The 26,255-nt window shown below is 41.1% G+C and carries 18 protein-coding genes; 11 read left to right on the top strand and 7 right to left on the bottom strand.

Going from position 1 to position 26,255, the window contains the following annotated elements; all coding sequences use genetic code 11:
* The first annotated feature begins 251 nt into the window (after positions 1 to 251).
* Genes FM038_RS14005 through FM038_RS13985 form a run of 5 tightly spaced genes read left to right on the top strand, consistent with a single transcriptional unit; the run spans position 252 to position 2,128 of the window.
* Positions 252 to 533, top strand: a complete 282-nt coding sequence (locus FM038_RS14005) for a hypothetical protein (RefSeq protein WP_195873047.1) — start codon at positions 252 to 254, stop codon at positions 531 to 533.
* Positions 534 to 535: 2 nt separating this feature from the next.
* Entirely contained in the window at positions 536 to 808 is a 273-nt protein-coding gene (locus tag FM038_RS14000) for a hypothetical protein (RefSeq protein ID WP_195873046.1), read from the top strand.
* Positions 805 to 1,167 carry a hypothetical protein gene (locus FM038_RS13995; protein ID WP_195873045.1) on the top strand — a complete coding sequence of 121 codons (363 nt, stop codon included), beginning with the start codon at positions 805 to 807 and terminating at the stop codon, positions 1,165 to 1,167. The genes FM038_RS14000 and FM038_RS13995 overlap by 4 nt, the downstream gene beginning before the upstream one ends.
* A complete protein-coding gene (locus FM038_RS13990) occupies positions 1,164 to 1,466 on the top strand; it encodes a hypothetical protein (RefSeq protein ID WP_195873044.1) in 303 nt (100 codons plus the stop codon). The genes FM038_RS13995 and FM038_RS13990 overlap by 4 nt, the downstream gene beginning before the upstream one ends.
* Positions 1,463 to 2,128: a hypothetical protein gene (locus FM038_RS13985; RefSeq protein ID WP_195873043.1), complete on the top strand. Its 666-nt coding sequence runs from the start codon at positions 1,463 to 1,465 to the stop codon at positions 2,126 to 2,128. The genes FM038_RS13990 and FM038_RS13985 overlap by 4 nt, the downstream gene beginning before the upstream one ends.
* 782 nt (positions 2,129 to 2,910) lie before the next feature.
* Here the strand turns inward: FM038_RS13985 and FM038_RS13980 are convergent.
* The 3 genes from FM038_RS13980 to acs all read right to left on the bottom strand — a co-directional run bounded on the left by FM038_RS13980 (position 2,911) and on the right by acs (position 8,483).
* Complete coding sequence (locus FM038_RS13980; RefSeq protein WP_195873042.1) at positions 2,911 to 4,539, bottom strand: recombinase family protein; 1,629 nt, start codon at positions 4,537 to 4,539, stop codon at positions 2,911 to 2,913.
* 124 nt (positions 4,540 to 4,663) lie between these two features.
* On the bottom strand, positions 4,664 to 6,412 hold the full coding sequence (radD, locus tag FM038_RS13975) for a DNA repair helicase RadD (RefSeq protein WP_142871099.1): 1,749 nt from the start codon (positions 6,410 to 6,412) through the stop codon (positions 4,664 to 4,666).
* A 118-nt stretch (positions 6,413 to 6,530) separates the two neighbouring features.
* Complete coding sequence (gene acs / locus FM038_RS13970) at positions 6,531 to 8,483, bottom strand: acetate--CoA ligase (protein ID WP_142871098.1); 1,953 nt, start codon at positions 8,481 to 8,483, stop codon at positions 6,531 to 6,533.
* A gap of 177 nt (positions 8,484 to 8,660) precedes the next feature.
* Here acs and FM038_RS13965 point away from each other — a divergent pair, with 177 nt between their 5' ends.
* From FM038_RS13965 to FM038_RS13955, 3 genes are all read left to right on the top strand, one after another.
* Positions 8,661 to 12,083, top strand: coding sequence for a hybrid sensor histidine kinase/response regulator (locus tag FM038_RS13965; RefSeq protein WP_195873041.1), 3,423 nt, complete (start codon positions 8,661 to 8,663; stop codon positions 12,081 to 12,083).
* A gap of 156 nt (positions 12,084 to 12,239) precedes the next feature.
* Entirely contained in the window at positions 12,240 to 12,863 is a 624-nt protein-coding gene (locus tag FM038_RS13960) for a fumarylacetoacetate hydrolase family protein (protein WP_195873040.1), read from the top strand.
* 318 nt (positions 12,864 to 13,181) lie between these two features.
* The gene (locus tag FM038_RS13955) at positions 13,182 to 14,471 is read left to right on the top strand and encodes an NAD(P)/FAD-dependent oxidoreductase (protein ID WP_142871097.1); all 1,290 of its coding nucleotides are present in this window, start codon (positions 13,182 to 13,184) and stop codon (positions 14,469 to 14,471) included.
* Positions 14,472 to 14,484: 13 nt separating this feature from the next.
* Here the strand turns inward: FM038_RS13955 and FM038_RS13950 are convergent, their stop codons facing one another.
* Positions 14,485 to 15,687 carry an EAL domain-containing response regulator gene (locus tag FM038_RS13950; RefSeq protein ID WP_185965696.1) on the bottom strand — a complete coding sequence of 401 codons (1,203 nt, stop codon included), beginning with the start codon at positions 15,685 to 15,687 and terminating at the stop codon, positions 14,485 to 14,487.
* Between the two features lie 14 nt (positions 15,688 to 15,701).
* Positions 15,702 to 17,366, bottom strand: coding sequence for a response regulator (locus tag FM038_RS13945; protein WP_142871095.1), 1,665 nt, complete (start codon positions 17,364 to 17,366; stop codon positions 15,702 to 15,704).
* 109 nt (positions 17,367 to 17,475) lie between these two features.
* Here FM038_RS13945 and FM038_RS13940 point away from each other — a divergent pair, with 109 nt between their 5' ends.
* Positions 17,476 to 20,922: an ATP-binding protein gene (locus FM038_RS13940; protein WP_185965695.1), complete on the top strand. Its 3,447-nt coding sequence runs from the start codon at positions 17,476 to 17,478 to the stop codon at positions 20,920 to 20,922.
* Between the two features lie 107 nt (positions 20,923 to 21,029).
* Positions 21,030 to 22,349 (top strand): CHASE4 domain-containing protein, encoded by a 1,320-nt coding sequence (locus FM038_RS13935; RefSeq protein ID WP_185965694.1) that lies wholly within the window; start codon positions 21,030 to 21,032, stop codon positions 22,347 to 22,349.
* Positions 22,350 to 22,419: 70 nt separating this feature from the next.
* Here the strand turns inward: FM038_RS13935 and FM038_RS13930 are convergent, their stop codons facing one another.
* Both FM038_RS13930 and FM038_RS13925 read right to left on the bottom strand, forming a co-directional pair.
* Positions 22,420 to 23,079, bottom strand: a complete 660-nt coding sequence (locus tag FM038_RS13930; RefSeq protein ID WP_142871092.1) for a response regulator transcription factor — start codon at positions 23,077 to 23,079, stop codon at positions 22,420 to 22,422.
* A gap of 242 nt (positions 23,080 to 23,321) precedes the next feature.
* The gene (locus FM038_RS13925) at positions 23,322 to 23,753 is read right to left on the bottom strand and encodes an acyl-CoA thioesterase (protein WP_142871091.1); all 432 of its coding nucleotides are present in this window, start codon (positions 23,751 to 23,753) and stop codon (positions 23,322 to 23,324) included.
* 304 nt (positions 23,754 to 24,057) lie between these two features.
* Here FM038_RS13925 and FM038_RS13920 point away from each other — a divergent pair, with 304 nt between their 5' ends.
* Complete coding sequence (locus tag FM038_RS13920) at positions 24,058 to 26,151, top strand: TonB-dependent receptor plug domain-containing protein (RefSeq protein WP_142871090.1); 2,094 nt, start codon at positions 24,058 to 24,060, stop codon at positions 26,149 to 26,151.
* Positions 26,152 to 26,255: the final 104 nt, after the last annotated feature.

Below are 26,255 nucleotides of genomic sequence, written 5' to 3'. Positions count from 1 at the left end.
TACTCTATTGGTTACGGTGTAGGGCTATAGCTCGATGGTAAGTAAACATAGGATTTTCAAAACTTAAAGCTAATGGGTTAGTTCAGCCTCAGAACCGTTTTCAAATTTTGATATGGAAATAGTGGATTAGTGCCGTCAAATAGAAAGCACGTAAACCTTTTGTGGCTTCACCAAGCCTAATCGCTATCAGGTTGACGGCTGAGTATGCAGATGTATAATCACCAGCGGATATCGTATCTTTGAGATTCAAAATGAAAAAAGTATTATTGATGGCTATATTAGCTGGAACAAGTGCTAGTGCAAATGCAGATATTGAAAAAGATGCATTCTATGCAGGTGCAATGATCGTTTGTGAGAAATTGGCAACTGATGCTGGTTTGAATGATGCGGCAGAAAAGTTTAAATCAGAGTGGTTTAATAAAATGTCAGAAACTGATAATTTGCTTGAGTTCACAAAATTAGCCGCTGAAGCAGAAATTATGCATGAAAATACTCAAACATTGAGTAAATGTAAAAAGTATCTCGGTTATTGATAATGAAGAAATTATTACTAATTGCTTTACTAGCTGCAACAGGTTGTAGTTCAGCACCAAAGGGTGAGCATTACACAGTTAAGATATTTGAGGATGGCGTTATCACATTGCCTGAGTACGCCAGCATGAACATGTGGGATCAGGCAAAGTTTGAAAACCTATTCAATTCACCTGCTAACCAAGCTGCTATCGCAAAAATTCAGGGAACTGTATTGCCAACGATAAACCAAATAAAAGTAAGTACGAAAGTAACTACTAAGGTAGTAGTGAAATGAAAAAGATTATTATATTAGCAGCTTTACTAGCTCTAACAGGTTGTGGTTCAACACCTGATTACATGAAGAATGCTTCAAGTAATATATTCAACGGTATGAATGATTCTCAAATTAAAAAAACCGTTAGTGATATTGCTTCAGTAAAACTGAAAGATCCAGAGTCAGTGCAGTTCAGAAACTTTAAAATTAAACGTGGTGGTGATTATAGTGGAGCATCTTTACCAGATGCTGTAAGGATTGTTTGCGGTGAAAGGAATGCAAAGAATAGCTATGGTGGGTACACTGGATTTAAAACTTTCTACGTTGATGGATCTGGTTTTTTAAATGACGGCAATAACTTATCTTTGGTATGCAAATGATTTATGGTTTAAAAGTTATACACTCAAAGAAACTAAAGAAAGCTTTCTTTACTACTCACGTTAATCTGATGCATCTTTCTGATCAGGAACTGAACGAAGATATGAAGTCATGGAAGCGTTCAGCTGGAATGAAACAGAGAATTGAAGAGTTACGCCTTTCTGATGATTTTAAAGTAGACAATCATCATGTAAGAAACAATGAAGAACTAGGCGCAATCGTTAGTGACTATAAATTTAAGCACGGTATTAAACACTTAGGTAATAAGCCTAAGATAAGAAAGGGTAACGAAGATTTATGAAAAAATTAATATTGGCAAGTTTAGTAGCTTTAACAGCTTTAACAGGTTGTGTATCAAACCACACACCAACACTTCCAGAGGTTGAAGTTATTAAATTTCCAGCAACTAAACAAGTAACCAAAGTTAGCCTTGGTGAAAGGATGCTTGAATCAGGTAAGAAAATCACAGTTGATGGTTTCACACTTGATGATAACGTAAGTATATTTGATGGTGTAGTTATGGCAGGAACTTACCACAAAATAGGCGTTAAAGATGAACACACGGTGTACAAACCTGAACATGGATATGGAACTGGAATAATGAGCGCATTAGGTGGAGCTTCGCCAGCTAAACCATATATTGATGGTAATACTAAAAACCTATGTTTCTTTGGTTCTTTTGGAACAGCTTTTTGTTCTGAAGTTAAGCCGCGTATTAAAAGTATATCAATGTATTCAACTGATTCATTTATCCAAGAACTGATCTATACAGGTAAGGTTCAAAATAAAGTAAGGTTTAGCTACCGTGAATATTCAAATGGCACAGCTAGACAAGCATTTACAGTAAACGTTGAATATGATTTATCTGAAAGCAATATTATTTCTTACAAGGGTTCAAATGTAGAAATAATAAAAGCCAGTAATAATGGTATTGAATACAAAGTACTGAATCACTTTAAATAAACACGATAACAACAATAGCCCTAGCCTAAACAGCTGGGGCTTTTTTATACATTTAATAAAGTAATAGTTATAGTACCAACTTACACCAAGCCCATATCCTTTAATTATTAATATTACATATACACAACCCACCACGCACAATAATAAACTCAACCATAAATCATTGTTTTTAGCTATAAGTGGGGGACGTACTGAACAAAAGTGTCCAGGCACTTAAAAGCCCTGCGCTACTTTTATACAGGTGATACCTATCTCTAAACACCTTTCCCCCATACATCACAAATCACGGTATATTAAAGGAACTATTTGAGACAAAACCATCTCGAAGGATGATTGACTTATTTTCTACACACTATAGATATATTATCACAGTCATTTAGGTAGCCTGAGTCATCATAGGCTCACAGACTCCACTTAAAATTCATACTGACCTTTTATAAGGCTTAAACAGGGTTTTGTGGTAGGGCTAAGTGCGTATTTGATATCAAATAACACATAAAACCACTAGAACTAAAACAGTTCACCTTTTAGGAACTACTCTAAACCTCTCCTGTGATTAGTACTTTAACTAAGTGGGGGCGCAATAGAACCAAATCTATCCCATAAGAACACCCACAAGGTAGCTAAGTTCACAATAATATTGATTTCCAAAAGGTAAAGGGGTTACTAAATGAAGAGCACTTTTTAATGAAACACAACATACAATAGCGAGCTATGAATATTGCTTTTATAAGGAGGGGAGGTCTAGTCCATGCTTCCCCCTGTTACTAGCTAAGTCGGTGTTATTTTCTATTGTGTTGTTGCTCTAATTTGGGTTCAAGCTGAATGATTTCCCAATCTGGAACATTTTTGCTTTGTGTGTACATCCGTCTTATTCCAGATTTAAAATTAACTATGATGACACTGGCCTGATTTACCTTCTTATAAAGCTCCACACGGTCAATAATTGAGTTTATTAGCACATTCATTCTAGCCCTTTCAGTTTCGTTCTTAGGATCTAAAGAAGCATGAGCTAGATTTGCAATTTCTTTGTAATTATCAGTGATTAAATTGTTGTTTGCTGGAGCAAGTGATAACAGTTTCTCCTTTAGGTCTTTCTGTTCATCTTCTTGTGCAGCTAAACCGCGGAATAGGGCAGGAGCTGTTGATGTTTCAAGTAGCTTATTAAACTCAGAAATTTCTTGTTCACAAATTGAAATCTTTGACCTTAAAATACTTTCTTGATTATCGGTAGGAGTTACTAGTAAGTCAGATAAAACCACTTTATCAATTAACAAAATAAGAAGTCTTTCTTCGAAATCCATGCTTATGTAACCACAATCACATGCACGATCTTTTAGGGTTGATGACCCACGTGATGAACAGCGCATTCTAACATCACTCACTTCATTTCTAATTCTGGTATCTGTGTGCATACGCTTCCCGCAAGCATAGCAGTATGTGAAACCAGCGAATAATGATTTAACTCTTCCTATTTTATTGCCTGAGCCGCGCTTTCTCCTGCTTACAATAGCCATAGCTTTGTAAAATAGATCTTCCGAAATAGCTGGTGGGTACAGATCAATCTCTGTTTTATGATTAACAGGTTTCATTTTGCCTATAGGCTTTCTATCTTTGTATAAAACTCTAACTCTGTTTGTATTCCAACGGTTATTTTGATGTTCTAAAACTTCATTATTATGGCCGCGTTTTGTTCTGGGAACCGCATAACCTTTTTCGTTTAAGATATTGGCTATATCCGCAGGAGCAACCCCATTACCCAACATTACATAAACTTCATTAAGTAGACGAACCCACATATCAACTAGTTCGTACTTGTCGCCATTTTTACGTAACCAAAATGGGTATGTACCGTATCGAAGCGGCTTACCATCGATGACAGCCTCAGATAGTGATTTAGCATGTGCTTCACCAATACGCTTAGAAAGCTTTTCAGAGTGTTCGTGTGCGCCATAGATTTTTAGAATAAGTTGAATAGTTGAGCCAATATCAGAGCCTTGTCCTTTACGCGAAAAAAGCTGATAGCTTGAGCCTGATGGATCGACAACACAGATATCAACGTATCGCATTAATCTAAGCAATAGCTCTTGTCCGTCATCTGGCTCTAATCGAGTTAAACGATCTACTTCTTCAACAACAAGTAAGGGGAGAGGAGCTGTTGAAAGTGACAAGTCACCGTTATCAAGTTGGTATAGAAAGTTGCCTAGTGCGCCATTTTCAAGAACGTGTTGCCCTTTAAAAGCAGACTTACCACGATCATCCATTCTTAAGTCGCGTCTTGGGTTAGCACCTGTTTTTGCTATAAAATTCCCGAAAGCATTTCCTTGGCGTTCTAGAGACATGCCATTTTGCTGTATTGCACTTGAAAAACGTGCATATGGAATAGCATCTCTTCCTGTAAAATCAGTCATTTACCACCATGATTCTTAGGTTTTAAATATTTGTAGGGATAATGGTTTATGTCTACAAACATATTAACTCCTGAAAATTTAGTCGGCGCATTTATACCATAAAAAGACTTAAAATGCCTAATATCTACTCGAGGAAATTATTTTGAGTTTGATAACGGCCGGTGTAATCGAAAAAGTTTTCTACCAAATCCCAGCCTTTTTTGTGCTTCTTTAATAGTAATAAATCAGGCATTTTAAATTTGTTTCGATCAGCGATGACTTGCTCTATTTTTGTATAGTTCGGATGCTTAGTGCCCGGCGTACGCGTGTGAGTTAAAATAAATATGGCGTAAAACGCTTTAATCTGTGGCTTAGTGTCGAACTTGAAATAACGGCAAAAATCGTTACCTTCTTGGTCTATATACCTGACGATTAATCTCTGCTGATCTTGTTCAAATACCATAGCATCGCACTTAAACAGGTGATGATGGCGTTGTTGCAGGACCTCTTTAAGACGTTTATCTGGATCGATTAATACGCAGTCACAGCTGTGGCAGATCCTAGCTGCGATATCATTTTCTTCACCACAATTAGGGCAAGACTTAGATCTGAATCTAAAATCACATTGCTGTTTATGTCCATCGTGTTCTACGAGTGCCTGACATCGGCGTCCAAAGTGTTCAATGATATCACCGTCATCATCGACCAATCCCCAAAAGATATTAGCAAATTGACAGACAGGGCAATGTACCTGTACAGGCACACTTTTACTGTTTGATTTATTCTGACCTACTTCTGGAAAAAACAGATCGTAGCCATTAGCCGCATAGTCGATAATCAGGCATTCAGTTTTTCCCTCACAAATTCTTAAACCGCGTCCTACCATCTGCTGAAATAGACTCACAGATGCTGTTGGACGAAGGATGGCGATCAGATCAACATGAGGTGCATCGAAGCCTGTGGTTAACACTGCTACGTTGATGAGGTATTTGAGCTCTTTAGCTTTAAAACTCGTTATTATGGCATCTCTATCATCTGAGCTGGTATTGCCTGTAATAAGCGCAGCAGCTTCCTTGGACAATAGCTGCATTATCTCTTTAGCATGACGCACAGTGGCGGCAAAGATGATCACGCCCTGGCGGCTTCTGCCAATTTCAACGAGTTGTTTGACGATTGCTGTGGTCGCTCTGCCACTATGGCTCAGCAGGTCATTGACCTCACTCTCCTGATATTGGCCAGTCGCTGAGGCCGATAAAGCACTAAAGTCATATTGGGCTGAAAGGCCATCGAATACTTTTGGTGTGCTCAAGAATCCTTGCTTGACCAGAGGTCGCATCGATAATTCAAAAATGCAATGCTCGAATACGGCTTTATCGGGGTTACCTATTTTTCCATGATAGTGATAGCGATATATCCAACCTAGATCGAGTCGGTAGGGCGTAGCGGTTAGCCCAAGTAGTCTCAATTTTGGGCTTTTATTCTTAAGGTGTGTAAGCAGTGTCTGGTATTGACTCTCTTCATCTTGGCTAACTCGGTGGCACTCATCAATAATGACCAAAGAAAAAGGCTTATCGAACTTCTCTGGCGCCCTAACAGCGGATTGAATACTGGCGACGACTGTTTTTTGTTGAGTGGATTTTTGCTTAAGACCTGCAGAATAAATTCCAGCTTGGGTTGTGAGTAGACCGATTTTTTCTGCATTTTGAGCGACCAGCTCTTTGACATGGGTTAATACAAGTACGCGACCATTGGCGATTCTGGCAAGTTCAGCGATGACGATACTTTTTCCTGCACCTGTGGGTAGTACGAGGACGGCTGAGTCATGGCTGTGCTTAAAATGCTGTATCGCTGAGTCGACAGCGTCTTGTTGATAATCTCTTAGTTGCACAAAAATCAGTTTTCAATGAATTCAAAGCCAAAGCATAGCAAGACCTGAGTTGAGATTAAATAAAAAACCCCTCATAAAGAGGGGCTGGTGAGAGTCGGGCTATTAATCGTTACTGATTAAATGATTACTCACTGCGATTGAGACGAGACTCAATAAGGGTATCAATCACTGCAGGATCTGCCAATGTTGAAGAGTCGCCTAAGTTTGTCACTTCATTTGCCGCTATCTTTCTTAAGAAGCGACGCATGATCTTGCCTGAGCGTGTCTTTGGTAAGCCGCCTGCCCACTGGATAAGATCCGGTGTCGCGAGTGCGCCAATCTCTTTACGTACCCACTTTCTAAGATCTTGACGCAGCTCTTCTGTTTCAACCGAGCCTTTGGTTAACGTCACATAGGCATAGATACCTTGGCCTTTAATATCATGAGGGTAACCAACAACAGCTGCTTCAGCGACTTGCTCGTGAGAGACAAGTGCACTTTCTACTTCGGCTGTACCGAGTCTATGGCCAGAAACGTTAATAACATCATCAACACGACCCGTTATCCAGTAGTAACCGTCTTCATCTCGTTTAGCGCCATCACCGGTAAAATACATACCGCGGAAGGTTTTAAAGTACGTCAGGGCGAAACGTTCATGATCGCCAAATACGGTTCGCATCTGTCCAGGCCAAGAATCGAGTATAACCAAGTTACCTTCGGCGGCCCCTTCGACGATGTTACCCATGTTGTCGACAAGTGCTGGTTGTACACCGAAAAATGGACGTGTTGCAGAGCCTGGCTTGGTATCGATAGCACCCGGAAGAGGGCTGATCAAAATCCCACCGGTTTCAGTTTGCCACCATGTATCGACAATCGGGCATTGCTCATGGCCGATGACTTCATGATACCAGCGCCATGCTTCTGGATTAATTGGCTCTCCGACCGATCCCATGATACGCAGTGAACTGCCATCAAAATTATCAAATTGTTCTTTACCTTCGGCCATCAGTGCTCGGATTAAGGTGGGGGCAGTATAAAGAATGTTGACCTTGTGACGGTCAACAATTTCACCTAAACGTGAGGGAGTCGGGTAGTTAGGTACCCCTTCATGAATCAGCACTGTCGCACCGTTCGCCAGAGGCCCATAGACCATATAGGAGTGACCCGTTATCCAACCTACATCTGCGGTGCACCAGTAAACTTCTCCGTCTTTGTAATCGAAGACGTATTCATGGGTCATCGATGCATACACCATGTAACCACCTGTGGTGTGCAGCACTCCTTTTGGGTTACCGGTAGAGCCAGAGGTATAAAGTAGGAATAGTGGGTCTTCGGCGCCCATCTCTTCTGGAACGCAATGCTCAGAAGCCGTCTCCATGACAGTGTCCCACTTGATGTCACGACCTTCTACCCAATCGACATCACCACCAGTACGCTCAAGCACGATAACACGCTCTACGCAGTCCACATCTGGATGTGACAGAGCTTCATCAATATTAGCTTTTAAAGGAATAATACGGCCAGCACGAAGACCTTCATCGGCGGTGACAATGACTTTAGACTTGCCGTCGATAACTCTTGATGCGATTGAGTCTGGTGAGAACCCACCGAAGACTACAGAATGAACGGCACCAATACGGGCACAGGCAAGCATAACAACTGCAGCTTCAGGTACCATTGGCATATATACAGTAACAATATCACCACGTCTTACGCCTTGGCTACGCAGTGCATTGGCAAATTTACACACATCTTTGTGTAACTCACCATAAGTGATAGTACGTTGATCTTTTGCGTCATCACCTTCCCAGATGATAGCTACCTTGTCGGCATTTTTTGCTAGATGACGGTCTAAACAGTTTGCTGAGGCATTTAGGGTTCCGTCGTAGAACCAGTTGATAGATAGGTTATGATCGTCAAAAGATGTCTTTTTAATTTTGGTATAGGGTTTAATCCAATCGATTCGTTGACCGTGCTCTCTCCAGAAACCTTCAGGATTCACAATCGACTCTTGGTACATCTTTTTATATTGTTCTTCATTGATATGTGCGTTTTCAGCTATTTCGCTAGAAACTTTATAGAGAGACTGCGTGCTCATGGGGCTTCCCTTAATCTAATAATGCGTAACCTGAGTATGGAGTGATCCTACCTATGTACTCTATTAGACCTTGGTCTAGTGCAATTTTTTCCTTAATTTTTAATCTGTTGGGACATCATTCAAGGCTAGATATCTTGGGTTAGATGTCGCACAATAGCTTAAAAATATGAGATTTCTATGAACTGGACCATTTTTGTAGGCGTTATCGCTGTTTTATATGTGTTCTTGCTATTTATTTTAGCCTGGGGCGCCGAACGCTGGTTTAGTAAAATCACCAAAAAAGTTCAAGTGTGGATCTACGGCTTAAGCCTAGCTGTCTACTGCTCATCTTGGAGCTTTTTAGGTACGGTAGGTCAGTCGGCACAAAATCTCTGGTCTTTTTTGCCCATCTTCATCGGGCCTATACTCATCTTTACGCTAGGTTTTGGCTTGCTGCGAAAGATGGTGATCGTCTCTAAAGCGCATAACATCACTTCAGTAGCCGACTTTATCGCGGCTCGATACGGTAAGTCTCAGCTACTTGCGGCGATTGTCACTTTAATAGCTCTTTTCGGCATCATGCCTTATATCGCGTTGCAACTTAAAGCGATGGTATTTAGCCTTAACCTTTTTCAGCCTGAAGACTCGCCATTTGATGGTGCAAAAGTGTCTTTAATCATTACCGCTATACTGGCTATGTTCGCGATTTTATTCGGAACCCGGAAACTCGACGCGACAGAGCATAACCCAGGGATGATGTTGGCCATTGCTTTTGAGTCACTGGTAAAGCTGGCAGCATTTTTATTGGTGGGTATTGTCATTAGTTTTGGTTACTTCGATGGGTTTGGTGATATCTGGCAGCAAGCCGCCGAACGCGATTTAATCAATCATTCAGCGATACGAATAGAATCTTTGATGCCGCAACTTTTAGTCGGTATTGCTGCATTTTTGTGTATGCCAAGGCAGTTTCACGTGATGATGGTGGAATGTATCGATGAAAAAAGCTTATTAAAAGCGCGTTGGATTTTTCCGATTTATTTACTCTTGTTTGGGCTATTTGTTGCGCCTCTGGCCTTGGCGGGTAAAATCATTTTAGGTGATACCGTCTCTGCTGATACTTATGTCATTAATTTGCCTCTTGCTTTAGATGAACCTCTATTGGCTGTTGTTGCATTATTAGGCACACTCTCGGCCGCGACGGGTATGGTGATTGTTGCTGTTGTGACCATTAGTGTCATGGTGAGCAATGAATGGTTAGTGCCTGTGATGCTTCGCACAGGTAAAATTAAACAGAAAAACTTCAGTCAATTCTCTCAATTTTTGCTTAATGCTCGTCGCCTTTCAATCATCATTATCTTAGGGTTAGGCTATTTCAGTTATCTATCTTTCATAGACAGTGATTCTTTATCTGCACTTGGCATGCTGTCTTTCGGCGCCTTTGCTCAGCTGGCTCCCGCACTGATAGGCGGGATGTATTGGAAACACGGTAATCGCTCCGGTGTACTCTTAGGCTTGGCTGTGGGCTTTGGTCTCTGGTGTTATATTTTGTTAAAAGGGGCTGGAGATGCATCTGCGATCTTTAACGATGATTTTGGTTTACTGGAATCGATAAATCCGAATGTCAGAGATATCTTGACGGCACTCTTGGCTAACCTGTCTTGTTATATTCTAGGCTCTATGTGGTTTAGAGCTGGCGTTGTGGAGCGTATTCAAGCCAGTGCGTTTGTGACTCCGGGCGAATTAAAGAACAACAATAACCGTAAAGTCGCGACAGTTTCTCAGCAGGACTTATTGATTTTAGCGAGTCGTTTTATAAGCCCTACACGCGCCTATGAAAGCTTTTCTAGGTTCTCCGAAGAAGCGGTCAAGAGTGATAGCTGGCACAAGGCCGCTCCCGTTGAACTGATCGCCCATACTGAGCACCTTTTGGCCGGCGTACTCGGTGGCTCGAGTGCATCCTTAGTGATGGACTCGGTTCAACAAGGTCGTGATTTAGCACTTGATGAAGTGTTTAGCTTGGTCGACGAAGCTTCTTCAAAAATTATCTTGAGCCAGGATATGCTAAGGGGGGCGATAGAGCACGCCTATGAAGGCATGAGTGTGGTCGATAAAGACTTAAATCTGGTTGCCTGGAATTATAAATATGCTGAGCTGTATCAATATCCGCAAGATTTTTTAAAAGAAGGCATGCCGATCAGTGATGTGGTGCGCTTTAATGCACAGCGTGGTTTTTGTGGACTCGGTGACATTGAAGCTCAAATCGAGAAACGGGTTCAGCATATGCGCAATGGTACGGCACATGTATCTGAACGCGAACGACAAGATGGCAAGGTGATTAAGATTCAAGGGAATCCGATGCCAGGTGGTGGTTTTGTGATGACCTTTACCGATATTACCCAGTACCGTGAACATGCGAAAGCGCTGCAAGAAGTCAACGATTCTCTCGAGGCCAGAGTGAAAGAACGAACTTATGAGCTGGCCATGCTCAACAGCCAACTACTTGAATCAAAGGCACAAGAGGAGATGGCTAATGCTTCAAAGAGCAAGTTTCTCGCGGCTGTCGGTCATGACTTAATGCAACCCCTCAATGCAGCTAGGCTATTTACAGCCTCTTTATCCCAATATCCTAATTTAGATCAAGAAAGTAAAACCACGCTCTCTCACGTTAACAGCTCCTTAAAAATTGCAGGGGAGTTGCTTACCGATCTATTGGATATCTCAAAACTTGATTCTGGCATGATTGAACTTAACAGGCGTGATTTTGCTATTTCTGAACTGCTTGACGGCTTAGCCGTAGAGTTTGCGGCTATGGCTAAGGATTATCAAATCAAGTTCAGTATGGTGCCGTGTAGTGCGTCGATAAACTCAGATTTAGGTTTGTTAAGACGAGTGCTCCAGAATTTTTTGACCAATGCTTATCGCTATGCCAAAGGCAATCGTGTGCTGCTTGGTTGCAGAGATCGCGGAGATGAGCTTGAAATTCAAGTATTGGATACCGGATGTGGTATCGATGAGAGTGAAACCTCAGAGATTTTTAAGGAGTTTAAGCGTTTAGATAATCCAACCAGCAGGAGTGTTAGCGGTTTGGGATTAGGCTTAGCCATTGCCGATCGAATAAGCCGGGCATTGGAGCATGATATTAAAGTGCATTCTGAATTAGGGCGTGGCTCAGTGTTTTCAATTAGAGTCCCTAAGGGAAAGGCAATTGCAGAACCTCAAGTGAAAAAATCTACGTCTATGGTGCAGCCTTTAGCAGGAGTTAAGGTGCTGTGTATTGATAATGAAGAGGCGATATTAGCGGGTCTTGAAAGTTTACTTAGCCGCTGGGAATGTGAAGTTATCTGTGCAAAAGATCTCGCCGATGCAAGAATAAAACTAGGCTTGAAAGGCGTTGCCCCAGATATAATACTAGCCGACTATCACTTAGATAATGATCAAAATGGTGTCGATGCGATGGACGGTATTCGTGCCCTATATGGTAGCCATTTACCGGGTGTATTGATCACGGCTAATACCAATAAAGATCTTGTCGATGATGTAGAAAGTAGAGGGTACCGTTATATGGCCAAAATGATAAGACCGGCAGCATTACGCGCCTTGATATCGAGCTTAGTAAAATAAGGTATCGATATGTCTAGTTAGCTAAAATGATACTTGTTAGTTTTATAAGCGCTTAATGTGATAGAAGAAAGCAGTTTTGCTATACCCTAATGACTTTTTGTTTTGATACACTACTGTCATTTAGTTTGACTTGAAAATCGATATGAGGAGTGTTAGATGAACACTGTTGCTGTTGACCATCGGCTTATAAAGCCTTCAAAAATCGTGTGTGTGGGTCGTAATTATGTCGAGCATATTACCGAGCTAAATAACGATATGCCTGATCAGATGGTGTTATTTATCAAGCCCAATTCAGCCATATCTACAAAGCTAAATAGTGTTCATCTTGAACCGCTACATTATGAAGCAGAGTTATGCTTTATGGTTGAAAATGGTCAGTTTACGGCGGTAGGGCTTGGATTAGATCTCACTAAACGTGGTTTACAAACTCAGCTTAAAGCCAAAGGCCTGCCATGGGAGCGTGCCAAAGCGTTTGATGGTTCTGTGGTATTTTCTAAGTTCATCACTTTAGATAGCAACAATGGCCAAGTCAGCGATACGTTAACGTTTGAGCTGTTGATTAATGATGTTGTCATTCAATTTGGTAATATTTCCCTGATGATAAATAAGCCTGCTGATATCTTACAAGAGATCACTGACTTCATGAGCTTGGTAGATGGTGACATTGTGATGACCGGCACACCGAAGGGGGTAGGGGTCGTTAATGGTGGCGATATGTTTCGCGCTAAATTATTTGATAAGGACAGATTGCTTACCGAAATCGAGTGGCTGGCCTTATAAATGGATAAAATTAATATTGAATGTGAGGCTTAGGCTTCACTTTTATTTTTCTGCTCACCAACTTGTTTACTGTCTAGCGTTAATCTGAAATGTGTTGCTACTTAAGCTTGCAACGCATATCAATACCCACTGGTTTATGTAAAAAATAAATGACTAAATGAGTTTAAACCTCTCTAAGTGTAAAATATTTAAATCAAATCTGTTGATCATAAACTTGTCTGATATATACTCAAATTCTTTACGAGTGTAAAAAATATAAAACAAACAGTTTGACTCAAAATAATAAGTTCTGCTTGAATAATCAGACGGAGACAAGATATGTCAGAGCAACGCTGCGATTCTTACTATAACGCTACCATCAAAGATGAAACTAATTACCCAAGGCTCGAAGCGGACTTACGAGTCGATGTCGTTATTATCGGAGGTGGATTTACCGGTGTTGCGACAGCAGTAGAGCTCGCTGAGCGAGGCATTAAAGTCGCTATCCTAGAAGCCAATAAGATAGGGTGGGGAGCAACAGGTCGCAATGGTGGCCAAGTCACGGGGAGCCTGTCTGGTGATGGAGCGATGACCAAGCAGTTAAGGAATCTGATAGGCAGCGAAGCTGAAAAGTTTGTTTGGGATCTAAGGTGGCGGGGCCATGAGATCATTAAGCGGCGAGTGGCGAAATATAATATAGATTGTGATCTTAAATTTGGTCATCTACATACTGCCTATAAACCCGCTCATATGGGAGAAATGCACAAGACCTATGATGAAGCTGTTCGGCGGGGAATGGGAGATGAAGTTGAACTCTTATCTAGACAGGATATTCCTCGATATTTAGAGACCCCGCTTTATCATGGTGGACTGCTCAATAAGCGTAATATGCACCTGCATTCTGTAAACTTATGTATCGGTGAAGCGAGGGCTGCGGAGCATCAAGGAGCGCTGATTTTTGAGCATTCTCCAGTTGTAGATATTCTCGACGGTGACTTACCTCAAGTAAAAACGGAGTTTGGCACCATAACAGCTAATAGTGTGCTCATTGCCGGTAATGCATACCATAAACTGGCTCGCAATAAACTCAGTGGCATGTTGTTTCCTGCCTCCCTAGGTAATTGCGCTACTGTGAAGCTGTCGCCTGAAGTTGCTAAAATCATTAACCCTCATGATGTCGCGGTTTATGATAGTCGTTTTGTGTTGGACTATTTTAGAATGACGGCAGATAACCGCTTAATGTTTGGCGGTGGTACCAACTATTCGGGTCGTGATTCAAAAGATCTTGCTTCAGAGCTGAGACCTGCAATTGAGCGGACATTCCCTAGGTTAAAGGGGATAGATATAGAGTTTGAATGGACAGGTATGGCGGGGATTGTGGTTAATAGAATTCCGCAGCTAGGCAAAGTATCCCCCAATGTGTTTTATTGCCAAGGATACTCAGGTCATGGTGTTGCCACATCCCACATTATGGGTGAAATCATGGCTAACGCCATCATAGGCCAACTCACTGAGTTTGATCTGTTTGCCAACATGAAACATATCCGTATCCCCATGAATGATTGGCTGGGTAATCACGCGATGGCTATTGGTATGACCTACTATCGAATGATGGAGCATTTTAGGTGAGCCAGATAAGTATTCAGTGATGAAGTAGTGGCTCAGTGGTATCGTTTTTAAACAGCTTGATGAAATCTGTTTCAGCTAGCGGTTTGCTGATCAGGTAACCTTGTAAAATATCACAGCCTAACTCTTTGAGAAGTTTCTTTTGTTCTATAGTTTCAACACCTTCGGCAACAGACTTTAAACCAAGTTGCTTAGCTAGCATGAGTGAAAACTTGACAGCAGCCATATGCTTACTACTTGTGAGCATATTTTTAGTAAAAGATTGATCGATCTTTAATTCACTAAAGGGAGTATCAATGAGTTGTTTTAGACTAGAGTGGCCAGTACCAAAATCATCAATTGAGATCTTAATGTCATTGAGTCTTAACCGACTTACAGTATTAAGCAGTTTACCAATATTGGAAGACAGTTCAGTCTCAGTAATTTCTAAGGTCAGGTATTTACTCTGTAGCCCATACTTATGCAGTAGCCTTAATAGATTGTCAGCAAAGTCCTGCTTGTCCAGATCACTTTGTGACACATTGACTGATATATGGAAATTAAATCCAGATTGATGCCAAGAACGACAGGCTAAAATTGACTGTTTAATAATAACTTCAGTGAGAATTGAGCTAAAGCCCATCTTCATTAGCGTATCTAGAAAGTAATATGGAGAAAGCACTCCTTGAGTAGGGTGATGCCAACGTACCAAAGCCTCAGCACCTGTGATTTTATCTGTTTTAGTGTCCAAGTGAGGTTGGAAGTAAGGGACAAACTCGCCGTTTTTTAGTCCTTGGTAGATCTCTTGTTCAGTGGGCTGATAGTGTTGTTTTCCCTTCTTGGGGTTTATTGGGGCCAACATCTGCTGATTTAGCGTTGCGATAAGTTGTTTTGCTGTCACTGGCTTGCTGATATCGGTGACACGAGATAGACCATATGAATTAGCCATCTTTATCACAGAGTTAACAACATCTTTATCTGCTGCACTAATTAAGGTTATCGGGCATTGTATATTACGCTCTGTTAAACAACGTAAAAATTCGACTCCATCCATATGAGGCATATTAAGATCACATAGGATGAGCTCAGGCATTAAGCCCTTATCTAACTTACCGAGTGCTTCTATGCCGTTATCAGCAAGTACAATGTTGGCACTCGTTAGCCGAGAAAGTAATTTTGTCATGATTTGCTGTTGAAATTGGTCATCTTCGATGACCAATATATTGTTTAAATCGTTCATATTATTGACCATAATCATGCCGTTAATTCTGTAAGTTGAAGTTGATTAGCAAGAGTTTGACAATGCTTTCTATGTTGCACGCTGTTGGTGATCTCTTCATGGAAAAGTAGCTCTTTACACCTAATGGCTAATTCTCTTACAGATTTTTTACTCCAACCCTCTGGCCATGCATGGGTTAAGCATTCGAGCAATCTATAGCAAGCGTCTGAGTCTGCTTGATTTAGCTCTACGGCCTTGAGCATAGATTGTGTAGCCAATTTAAAGTTACCTTGTGTAATGCTTTGCAATGCTTTGACTTTATTGCTTTCAGCCTCAAGCTTAAACGCCTCAATTTTTGAGCTACACTGTTGAATATAGCGGATCAACGACAAGGTATTTACTGTTTCACTGCTCTGCCTAAGGTTTGATAATAATGACTCGATAGACGCTTTGTATTGTTCAGGCATATTCAGTAGATAATAGAGCTTTGCTAATTCAAATTGCTCGTATGAATTTGGCTTATACTCTTCATTATCAGATAGCCAAGCTTGGTATTCTGTGAAATATACCCTGGCTCTACTGATCTCCCCCCTAATTGCATTGGCTCTAGCTAATGTTAGAAGTTCAAACGCCTTATACTTATCTCTAGTGTATTGGTTGCGCCAGCCTGTGCAGCATCGGCTGACATTCATCAGTAACTTCATCCGGCTGTTAGGGGGCGTTAAATGCACTTTATCTAGTAGCAGTAGTGCATTGAGTTGATGGAGTTCGATAGTCTCTCTAAATGAGTACCTTGAGCGCTGCAGTGCTGATTCCGCAGCAATAACAGCACTATCAATATCAAATATTGCCATTGCGATATGCACTTTACTTATCTGACGAGCAATATTTTTTGGGGACTTAGATACAGATGCTGAAATTTTTTCGAAGCCTTCAACAAAACTATTTCGTCTTATAAACTGTTCAGCGGAGAGCTCGAGTGCTGCAGCGCAATTAATAGGATCTTTTTCTAGTGGTGCTAGCAAGGATTCACACAGAGAGTATTGTTTCTGTGCGATAGCAATGCGGGCCATCTCCATGGTGACTTTCACTTTTTCAGAGCCTTGTCGCAGGCTAACCAGAATATTTCTAGCCTCGGTATATTCTCCTAACTTAAAAAGTGATCTTGCTTTAAGGAACAGGCTTGATTGCTGTAACTCTTTGGCCTTATTTATCGTTTCTTCTGCCTGCTCAATGGTAAATTGATAATCGCCTTTAGCATAACTTTCAAGCAAATTGCCTATCATTCGCTTTCGGCGAGCGAATTTAGGTAACCTCTCTTGCAGTGTTTTAAAGTTCAGTGGTTTGACTAGGTAGCCATCGGCATCAAGTTCGGCAAATCCTCTGACGACTTCGGCAGAAGCATCACCCGTAACAATAATAACCACACAGTCAGGTTGTAGCGCCTGATTATGGATTAGTTCATCTAAGAGTTGGTGACCATTGGTTTTTTCTCCAAGATTGTAATCACACAAAACTAATTGTATGGCATTGGTAATACAAAATTGCTTAGCTGAATACGCATCTTTAGCCAGTAGGATCTGACTTGCTGAAATTCCCATTTTTTGAAGCATTCCCTTTGCTGCCGTTCGGTACATTGGACAGTCGTCAATGACTAAAATTGGCCTTTGACTTGAAAGAGAATGTAAAGCTTCATTCATAGGGTTTCCTTGGTTATTTATATAAGATGCAAAATAGATGCTGATTTTATCATCTAAAAGAACTAAAATACACCTGTATATTACCCTGTGTGGTTTGGTGTTGCTTGTTGTGAAAAGTCAGAAAATAAGAAAGTTAAAGTTCAAGGTGTTAAGTAGTTTATTGATTTCATGCTTTTTTGCTTACTCAGTATCTATTTTTGCTTTTGCTGAGGAGGTCACAAAATTCACGAGCTCATCGACAAAAGCGCGCTCGATACTCGTTGTAGGTATGCCTCATTTAGCGGGTGAAAGTGATATTCAAATTCAAGAATTACGTGCCTATTTGAAAAGTTACTGGCTTGATTGGGGACTGGAATATCACTATGAAATTGAGTTTCAACCGGTGGATCTGCTCTCATCTTCAAAAGTGCTTCATGGTGGGAAAGTGGATATTCTGGCAGCGGCTTTCTACCATCCTGAACATGAAAATGATCAATATGTCAGTATTCCCTACGTGACTTTTTCCGGTGCGTTATATCGACAATATGGAAGTTCTAGCCCTTCAAAGAAAGTGGCATTACATCTTCCTCACACTGGGAAGGGGTTTGATAATCCATTTCTATTGAAGCAAACGACTAATTTTTGTGATCTTATTACTGATGATTCTGAAATAGACCTAATTTATAGTTGGGCACCCTGGCTTGCGAGTGAAGAGCTAAAAAAATTACCGCGTGGAATGCGTTTTCAAAAAATTCAAAAAACTGCACCAAACTTGTATATGAGAGCGGCTGTTTCACGAGAAAATCGTGAGCTTATGCTTAAAATTAATCAGTCGATGCGGAGCTTTGATAGTGTCAGCTCAATTCAGATGTGGCAAAAACATATATCATCTGAAACACGTTTTTTTAAAACGGCGTTAGGTGAGTATGCATCCGATCTGCCTATTGAGCTTCAGCAATATGTACTAGAACATCCTGTGAGTCGTTACGCCTATTTTGATGGTGGTTTCCCACCTTACTTGATCCAAGATGAAACCCATGTGATGGGGTATATTCCAGATCTACTCGATACCATTGGAAGTCGAACAGGCCTTACTTTTTATGCCGAGCGTTTCGCGACTGTTAATCAAGCTATCGATGCGATTAAAAATCAACGAGTCGATCTGCTTTCGAATTTATTTAAGACCCCTCAACGAGAACGGGAAATGCTGTTTAGTCAGCCATTTGATAATTCGATGACCGTGATCGTTAGCAATCGACATAGTCAGTTTCTGCGCTTTGATGAGCTAAAAGATAAAGTCATTTCCGCTGTTGATGGTACCCAGGTAAGTAAAAAACTTAAATTACTCTTTCCCATTGAGCAAATATTACTTGTCGATACCATGGATGAAGCTTTACTCGCGGTTGCTGAAGGCAGCGCTGATGCATTTATCGGTAACGGACTTAATGCTAGCTTTAAAATTCATAAGCTAAACTTGGGGCACCTATCTGTCAATAAACCACAGGGATTTGAGAATGATCAGCTTTATTATTTTGGGATAAACAAGAATAAGTTAGCGCTAAAAACCTTGCTCGATCTTGGGTTACACAGTGTGGGGGATATTGAGTTAGATCAACTACATCAAAAATGGGTAAGCTCTGTGTTAGTGCAGGGGGCGGATAAACGTTACGAGACACTATACCGGACAGTTAGCACAACGGGTCTAGTTGTTATATTGCTAGCACTCTTTTTGGGCACAGCAATAAAGATATATTTAACCAACCTTCGAAAAACAAAACTTGAGGTTGTTAATGCGCTCGCATTAGCGGAAAAGTCGAGGGAGCATGCCGAAGTGCTAGCCAGAGCAAAAACCGACTTTCTAGCCCGTATGAGTCATGAGATTAGAACGCCGATGAACGGAGTGCTGGGTATGGCTGAAGCTTTGTCATATACCAAGTTAAGCCTTGAGCAAAAAGATCTGTTAGATACCCTTAACGGCTCGGCGCAAAATTTGATGGCATTACTGAATGATGTGTTAGATTTTTCTAAAATGGATGCCGGTAAACTGACTGTTGAACAAACGCCTTCAAATTTAGATGGGTTACTTACTAATGTAATTAATAACTTTCGTCATAAAGCAAAATACGCAGGCTTAGAGCTCAACTTAAGGGTTGATGAACAACTCAGTGATAATTATTTAACCGATCCAACAAGGGTTATGCAGCTGCTCAATAACCTAATCTCTAATTCTATTAAATTTACCTCGAGTGGGTTTATAGAGCTAAGCGCTCAACTACTTGCTGTAGATAGCTGTGAGCCAAATATACATACAATAAGGATTGATGTCAGAGATACCGGTATTGGTATTGAGCCGGAGAAGATAGCAACATTATTTGATCCCTTTACACAAGCTGAAGGGGATACAACACGTCGTTTTGGTGGGACAGGATTGGGCTTAAGTATCTGTAAAGAGATCACTGAAGCGCTAGGTGGAGAGGTTAAAGTGACTTCAATGCCTGGCAAGGGTAGCTTGTTTTCTATCGTACTTAATTTAGTCAGTACTGAAGAGGTAGGGATACTGCAAGGTACGGCAAACGATGACATCGATCATATTTTGCAATGCTCATCATTTTCAAATCTCAGCATTCTTTTAGCGGAAGATAATCCTGTTAACCGAAAAGTCATAGGTGGCCAACTTGCTCGCCTCGGTCTTGAGGTTGATCTCGCAGAGAATGGGCTTATTGCTTATCAGATGTATCAGCAGGGAAACTACGACATCATTATTTCAGATTGTCATATGCCAGAGATGGATGGTTTTGCACTTGCTGATAAGGTCAATAGTGAGCGAGAAGGCAGTCGCCCACGTATTATTGCTATTACAGCCGATGCGTTGAGTGGAGCTGAACAGTCTTGTTTAAGTGCAGGGTTTGATAATTATATTGCTAAACCATGCCCGCTAGATATTTTACAGCAAAAACTGACAGCCGAGATTTTGCTATTACCTGCACAGGAATCAAGATGTCTAGAAAATTACGAACAGCTAATAGTGGATAGAGAAGAGATCTATGGCACAAATGATTTTGTGGTACATGCCTCACATCCCACAGAAGTTGATGGTGATACTTCAGGGTTAGTAATAGCTGAACATAATCTAATCCCAGAGCCACTCGATACCTTCCCTACAGTGATGTTGGCTGAGGAGCGAGGTCACCCTACAAACATGGTTAATCCAGAAGATAGAGATGAGATATGTACTCATTTCAATGCAGAGCACCTTTTAGAGCTTAGTGGAGATGATCAAGATATAGCGACAGATATATTAGATGTGTATTTGTCTGGTGCTGATGAAGACCTTCAGCAGCTTGAGGCATTAGTCATAGGGTTGGAGTTTCATCTTTTAAAAGATTTAGCACATCGTGTTAAAGGCAGCTTGAGGTATTTAGGGGCATTGGAATTGGGTGATATCTCTCAATGTCTTGAACTCGCTTGTGTAAATGAAGATATAGATAGCGTTGAATCTCTTGTTTCTGAGTTAGTCAAAGGGCTACAGCAAGTGAAATTAGAGGTGAGCGTATGGTTACAGAAGGAGGTTGGATGATGCTGAAAATACTTTGGGTGAAATCAATAGAGAAGCGCTTATTGGTTATGTTCATTATCTTCTCTGTTGTGTTAACTGTCACAGTATCCGCATTTAGAGCCTGGGAGGTGTCGAGTGAATTTAAACGACTAGAACTGATACAAGCTGAAAAGTACGCTAGCATACTTGTGGGTCTTTTAGAGCTTGAGCTGTCCTATATTGACTCTTTTGCACTCGATAATGCGCATTGGAGTGAAACGTATAACTTTGTATCTGATCGCAATGAGGAATATCAAAGTACGACGTTAAATACAGCTACACTTTCTCACGCTGAGTTAGATGGTGTGTTGATACTTGATAATAGTGGTGAAAATGTTTTAGCGCTTTCAAATTTAAATCTTAAGCAACAAAAAGAGCTATGGATTAAGGCTGAAAAGGTAAGAGGTAATTCAAATAATCGAGCATCAAGAGGGATTATGATTATTGGTGATACCCCCATTTTTTTTGCTATGCAGTTGATCACTAATGGCGAAGATAAATCAGTGTCAAATGGGGTATATTTTACATTCTTAACGCTAGGTCCAGACGTACTCTCTAAGGTTAGTGCTATTACCGGAGTTGGGGCGGCGTTGAAAATAGATGCTTCAAATGAAGATATATTCGATTCATATGCTATTGACCATAAACTTCACTTTGCCCTGAACAGCATAGGCCAAACTCATGAGTTGATTAAGGCTAGCTTTCATCTATATAGTGAAAAAAGTAGGCAGGTTGAAGTCATGATGCTGGTGGAGTTCGAGCAGATTCAGAGCCGCTTCGATGGGCCTATTTTTACATTGATCCCTAGCCTAGTGTTAACAACTCTTGTCTGTATTTTCCTGCTTATGGTCATTAGATACCATATTGTTAAACCGATATTGACCATTTCAGCTCATCTAGATCGTCTTAAAGATATGGAAGGGAAATATGTTCCAATGGATGTTGGTTGGGAGGATGAGTTAGGCCAATTAGCTGAAAATATCAATAAATTATTCTCAAGAATCTACAAGAAAGAGAGCTTTAATAAGTTACTATTAAGCTCCATTGATAACATCATTTTTGTATTAGATAGTCAGGGGAAAGTGACATTTGCCACGCAGTCTACTTTGGATTGGTTAAAAGTTGAATTAGATGAGATAGTGAGTTTTGATTTAGACTTTTTACTCACAAATATTGATACCGCCACACCTTCTGTTGCAGCTTGGTCTCATGAGATAATAAATAAAAAGCAAACTATAGCTTATGATTGTCAATTGAGAGCAATGACAAAACATGAGCAAGTCATTGATGCTCAGGTTCGCGGTTACCCAGTAGAGTCAATTAATGCCGAGTTAAATGGGGCAATCGTAATTATTCGCTTCAATGAGTTTGACGAATATATAGATGTCTTAGATGATAAAATCAGATAGTAATCAGTTTTGCGTGGTTGAAAATTAAGAAGATAAAACAGCCAGTTGAAGTTTTCAACTGGCTGTTTTATTAGAGTTCCACTTTTTCCATTTCAAGTTGCTGAAGTGATATTACTGCTTGAGTTCTATTTCTTACGCCTAGTTTCCTAAAAATAGCGGTGGCGTGGGCTTTAATTGTGGCTTCAGATACCCCTAAATCATAAGCAATTTGCTTATTGAGTAAACCTTCGGCGAACATTTGTAGCACCTTGTACTGTTGAGGTGTTAAATCCGATAACTTACTGGCCACCAGAACGGTCGCATCGTCTGCTATCTCTTGAATTTCTACATGCTCAGGTAGCCAAACATCACCATACAGTACAGAAGTCAGTGCAGCCGCTAAGGTTTCCATAGATGAAGATTTAGGAATAAAGCCGGAGCTGCCGTAGTGCACGGCACGACTTATGGTCATATTATCTTCATGGGCAGAGATAACCACAACGGGTAGGTCGGGAAAATGAGTCCTGAGATGGATCAAGGTCGAATAACCGTGTGATCCAGGCATCTGTAGATCCAACAATACTAAGTCGTATTCAATATCTCGGTTCTCGAGCTGAGTTTGAAGTGCATCGGCACTGTCTGCTTCGAACCACTGCGTATCGCTAAAAGGTATACTTAATGCTTGGCGTAGGGCGTTGCGAAAAAGTGGGTGATCATCTGCGATTATAATGTTTAAATTTTCTAGCTTCATGGCTTTATATTTGATTTCGTTGCGCGTGAAGATTACATCAATGTAACAGAAAAAGCGCAGTGGATCCTATTGGTTTATCGTGAAACTGCCCTTATTCGCCGTTTCAGAAGCATTTGTTAGACTTTGGTCTAAAGAAGAGGAGGTGTGTGGAGCGAGGAAGTAAATCATGAGCTTAAAAACCATTGATGATAGGCTGAGTTTGCAATAACCAATGGCGTCAATTTTCAGTAAACATTAAACATTTATGAGGGTGACTCTGTCCAGACTTTAGTCGGCTGTCGCGCTTCATCTACGGCAACAAAAGTAAACACACCTCTGATAGCATGTTCTCTATGGTCTTTATACATGTCCTCGACAAAAATATTCACTTCGACTTTCAAAGATGTATTGCCCACGTGGATCACTTTAGCAATGATTTCTGCAAGCGAGCCAGCTGGGATCGATTTTTTAAAATCAATTCTATCTGAGCTCACAGTGACAAGTGGTTTACGACAAAAGCGCGTGGCGGCAATAAATGCAGTTTCATCCATCCAGGCCAATGCTTCACCACCGAACAAGGTGTTGTGATGGTTAGTGATCGAAGGAAATATCGCTTTGATGACACGTGCTTCAGAAAGCTCAATACGTGCGTTCATCGCATCAGTCAATGAGACTGATGTTTGAGTTAATGGCATACGGCAACCTAAGGTTATGCTTTGTAAATTCGTCGCGATTATAGCAAGTTTGCCATTGAAATGAATCGCCATTAAACACTTGTTTTATATTGGTGATGACTTATTTCACAGCGGGCTAGTTGTTAGCAACAGTGCTAGGTCAATATCGAGACTAGTATCTTTACACTTAATAGTAAAAAGTATGATCCTGCTCAAGCTAAATGATAATCATTACTATTTGTCTTGTTTGTTATTGAATTTCCTTTGTACAATCAGGTAATGATAATCATTACCGTTTATAACATTATTGTTAAGGAATTCACTTGTGATTAAACCGAACCTTTTATCTCTTACAGCTGTCGCTGTAAGTGTTGCATTATGTTCACCTGTATTTGCCGATGATCAGGCATCTATTGCAGCAGACCAAGCGCCTGATTTTGAAATCATCACTGTTACAGCCACGCGAACAGAGCGCCGATTAATGGAGAGCCCGTTATCTTCCTCAGTGATAACGAGTGAGGAGATAGAAACCAGCGCGGCCGCAAATTTGGCTGATCTGCTTAAAGATGTGCCAGGTGTTGAGGTCACCGATGCAGCTACAGCAGGTATGAAGCGAATTAAAATACGTGGAGAAGCTTCTCGCAGAGTGGCCGTGCTTATAGACGGTCAAGAGCTAACGGATCACTCAAGCTATGGAGCCCCTCTGCTGCTCGATCCGGCCATGGTTGAAAGGATTGAGGTAATTAGAGGGACGGGATCAGTGCTATATGGACAAAAAGCACTGGGTGGCGTAGTCAACTTTATTACCAAGAAGGGAGGCGATTCGCCATTTCAAGCAAGTGTGACAGCGGGTTATGACAGTGCCACTCAAGGACAGCAGTACAGTGCATCTGCATTTGGCTCCTTGGGAGATGTCGATTATCGGTTGTCTTGGTCTGATAATGATCATGATAATCGTGAAACCCCAGAGGGGGAGTTAGACGAAACGGCTTATGCTAACAATAGTATTATGGCTTATGTAGCCTACCATTTTGGCGATCATACCTTAGGTGTTAACTACGACCAATACAATATGAATTCAGAAATCGCCACGGGTATGCCTAGTTTCAAACTTGATATGCCAAGGCGTGATAGAGAAAAATACTCTCTTTTCTATGAGGTCGACAACCTATCAGGTGTAATGAATAAGCTACATATTGATGCGTATAAGCAAACTATCGATAGACAGTTTGTACAGCATATGGAGATGGCTATCCCTATGCCACCACCGATGAGCGCTAATATGATCATCGATACCCAAATTGACGAGTTACTGGAAACCTCAGGGGTTAATGGCCAGTTTGATTTCACATTAGGACAATCTCATTATCTGATCGCAGGCCTACAATATGCAAAAGATGAAGTAGATAAGAGTACGCATAATCAAACGGAAATGACCATGGTCATGCCGGGTCCAATGCCGCCACAAGTGTCAAACACAGACAAAACAGAAATTGAAAATGCTCAATTAACAACCTCTGCGGTATATCTGCAAGATGAGTGGAGCATAACTGATGATTGGTTACTGACTGTTGGGGCACGTCAATACTGGTTAGCGTCAGAGTTGGTTGCTTCAACTCGTGGGCTGGCATCAACAGAGAGTACTGATAATCAGCTCGTCGGATCTGTAGCGACTAACTATGCACTGAGTGACGATCAAAACATTCGCGCCTTAGTCTCACAAGGCTATGGCTACCCAACCTTGTTACAAACGGCTATGGGAGCGACGGCGGCGGGTACATACATCAATCCCAATGCTGATCTTAAAGCTGAAACCTCTGTGAACTATGAACTGGGTTACCGTTTCAAAGATGGCAGAATTATTATCGATGCGACGGCTTTTTATACCGACGCCGATGATTATTTAACGACAGTTAATTGCGCTACGACACAGTTAACCTGTATCAATCAACAGCGGGATGATATCTATATCAATGCGGATAAAGCCACCAGTAAAGGCCTGGAGCTCGATACATCTATCGACTTTGATGATATTAGACTTTATTTAAGTGCCACATGGTCTCATCGTGAGCAAACTACCGCTGACTTCACCACCGATAAAACAGGCTTACCCGCACTTTATGGGCGAGGAGGGATAAAGTTTACTTCACAAAATGATAGCTTGGGTTACTACTGGCTTGATGCCTATATGCGCGCTGCAAGTGATGCAGATGTGCAGGATTCCTCTGGGAGTGAGGTTGAACATTACGCTGGCTGGGGCACTGTCAACTTAGCGATAGGGAATCGATTTGGAAAAGATGAGTCGATGATGGTGAGTATTGAGGGAACAAACTTGGCGGATAAGGCATATCAGCCTGCATCACAAAGCTTACTTGCTACTGGTCGTAGCATTCAAGCAAAGTTTTCCATACTGTTTTAATACAGATTGGAATTACGAAAAGTAGCGGGGCATATGCCCTGCTTTTTGGACTATTTGGTTAACATATGCCCATTAGCATAACCCAGTCTATTTCGACAACTCAT

Origin of the sequence: Shewanella eurypsychrophilus (assembly GCF_007004545.3) — a bacterium.
Lineage (GTDB): Bacteria > Pseudomonadota > Gammaproteobacteria > Enterobacterales > Shewanellaceae > Shewanella > Shewanella eurypsychrophilus.
The sequence above is the reverse complement of the archived record's forward strand: the minus strand, read 5'-3'. Positions and strand labels throughout refer to the sequence as shown.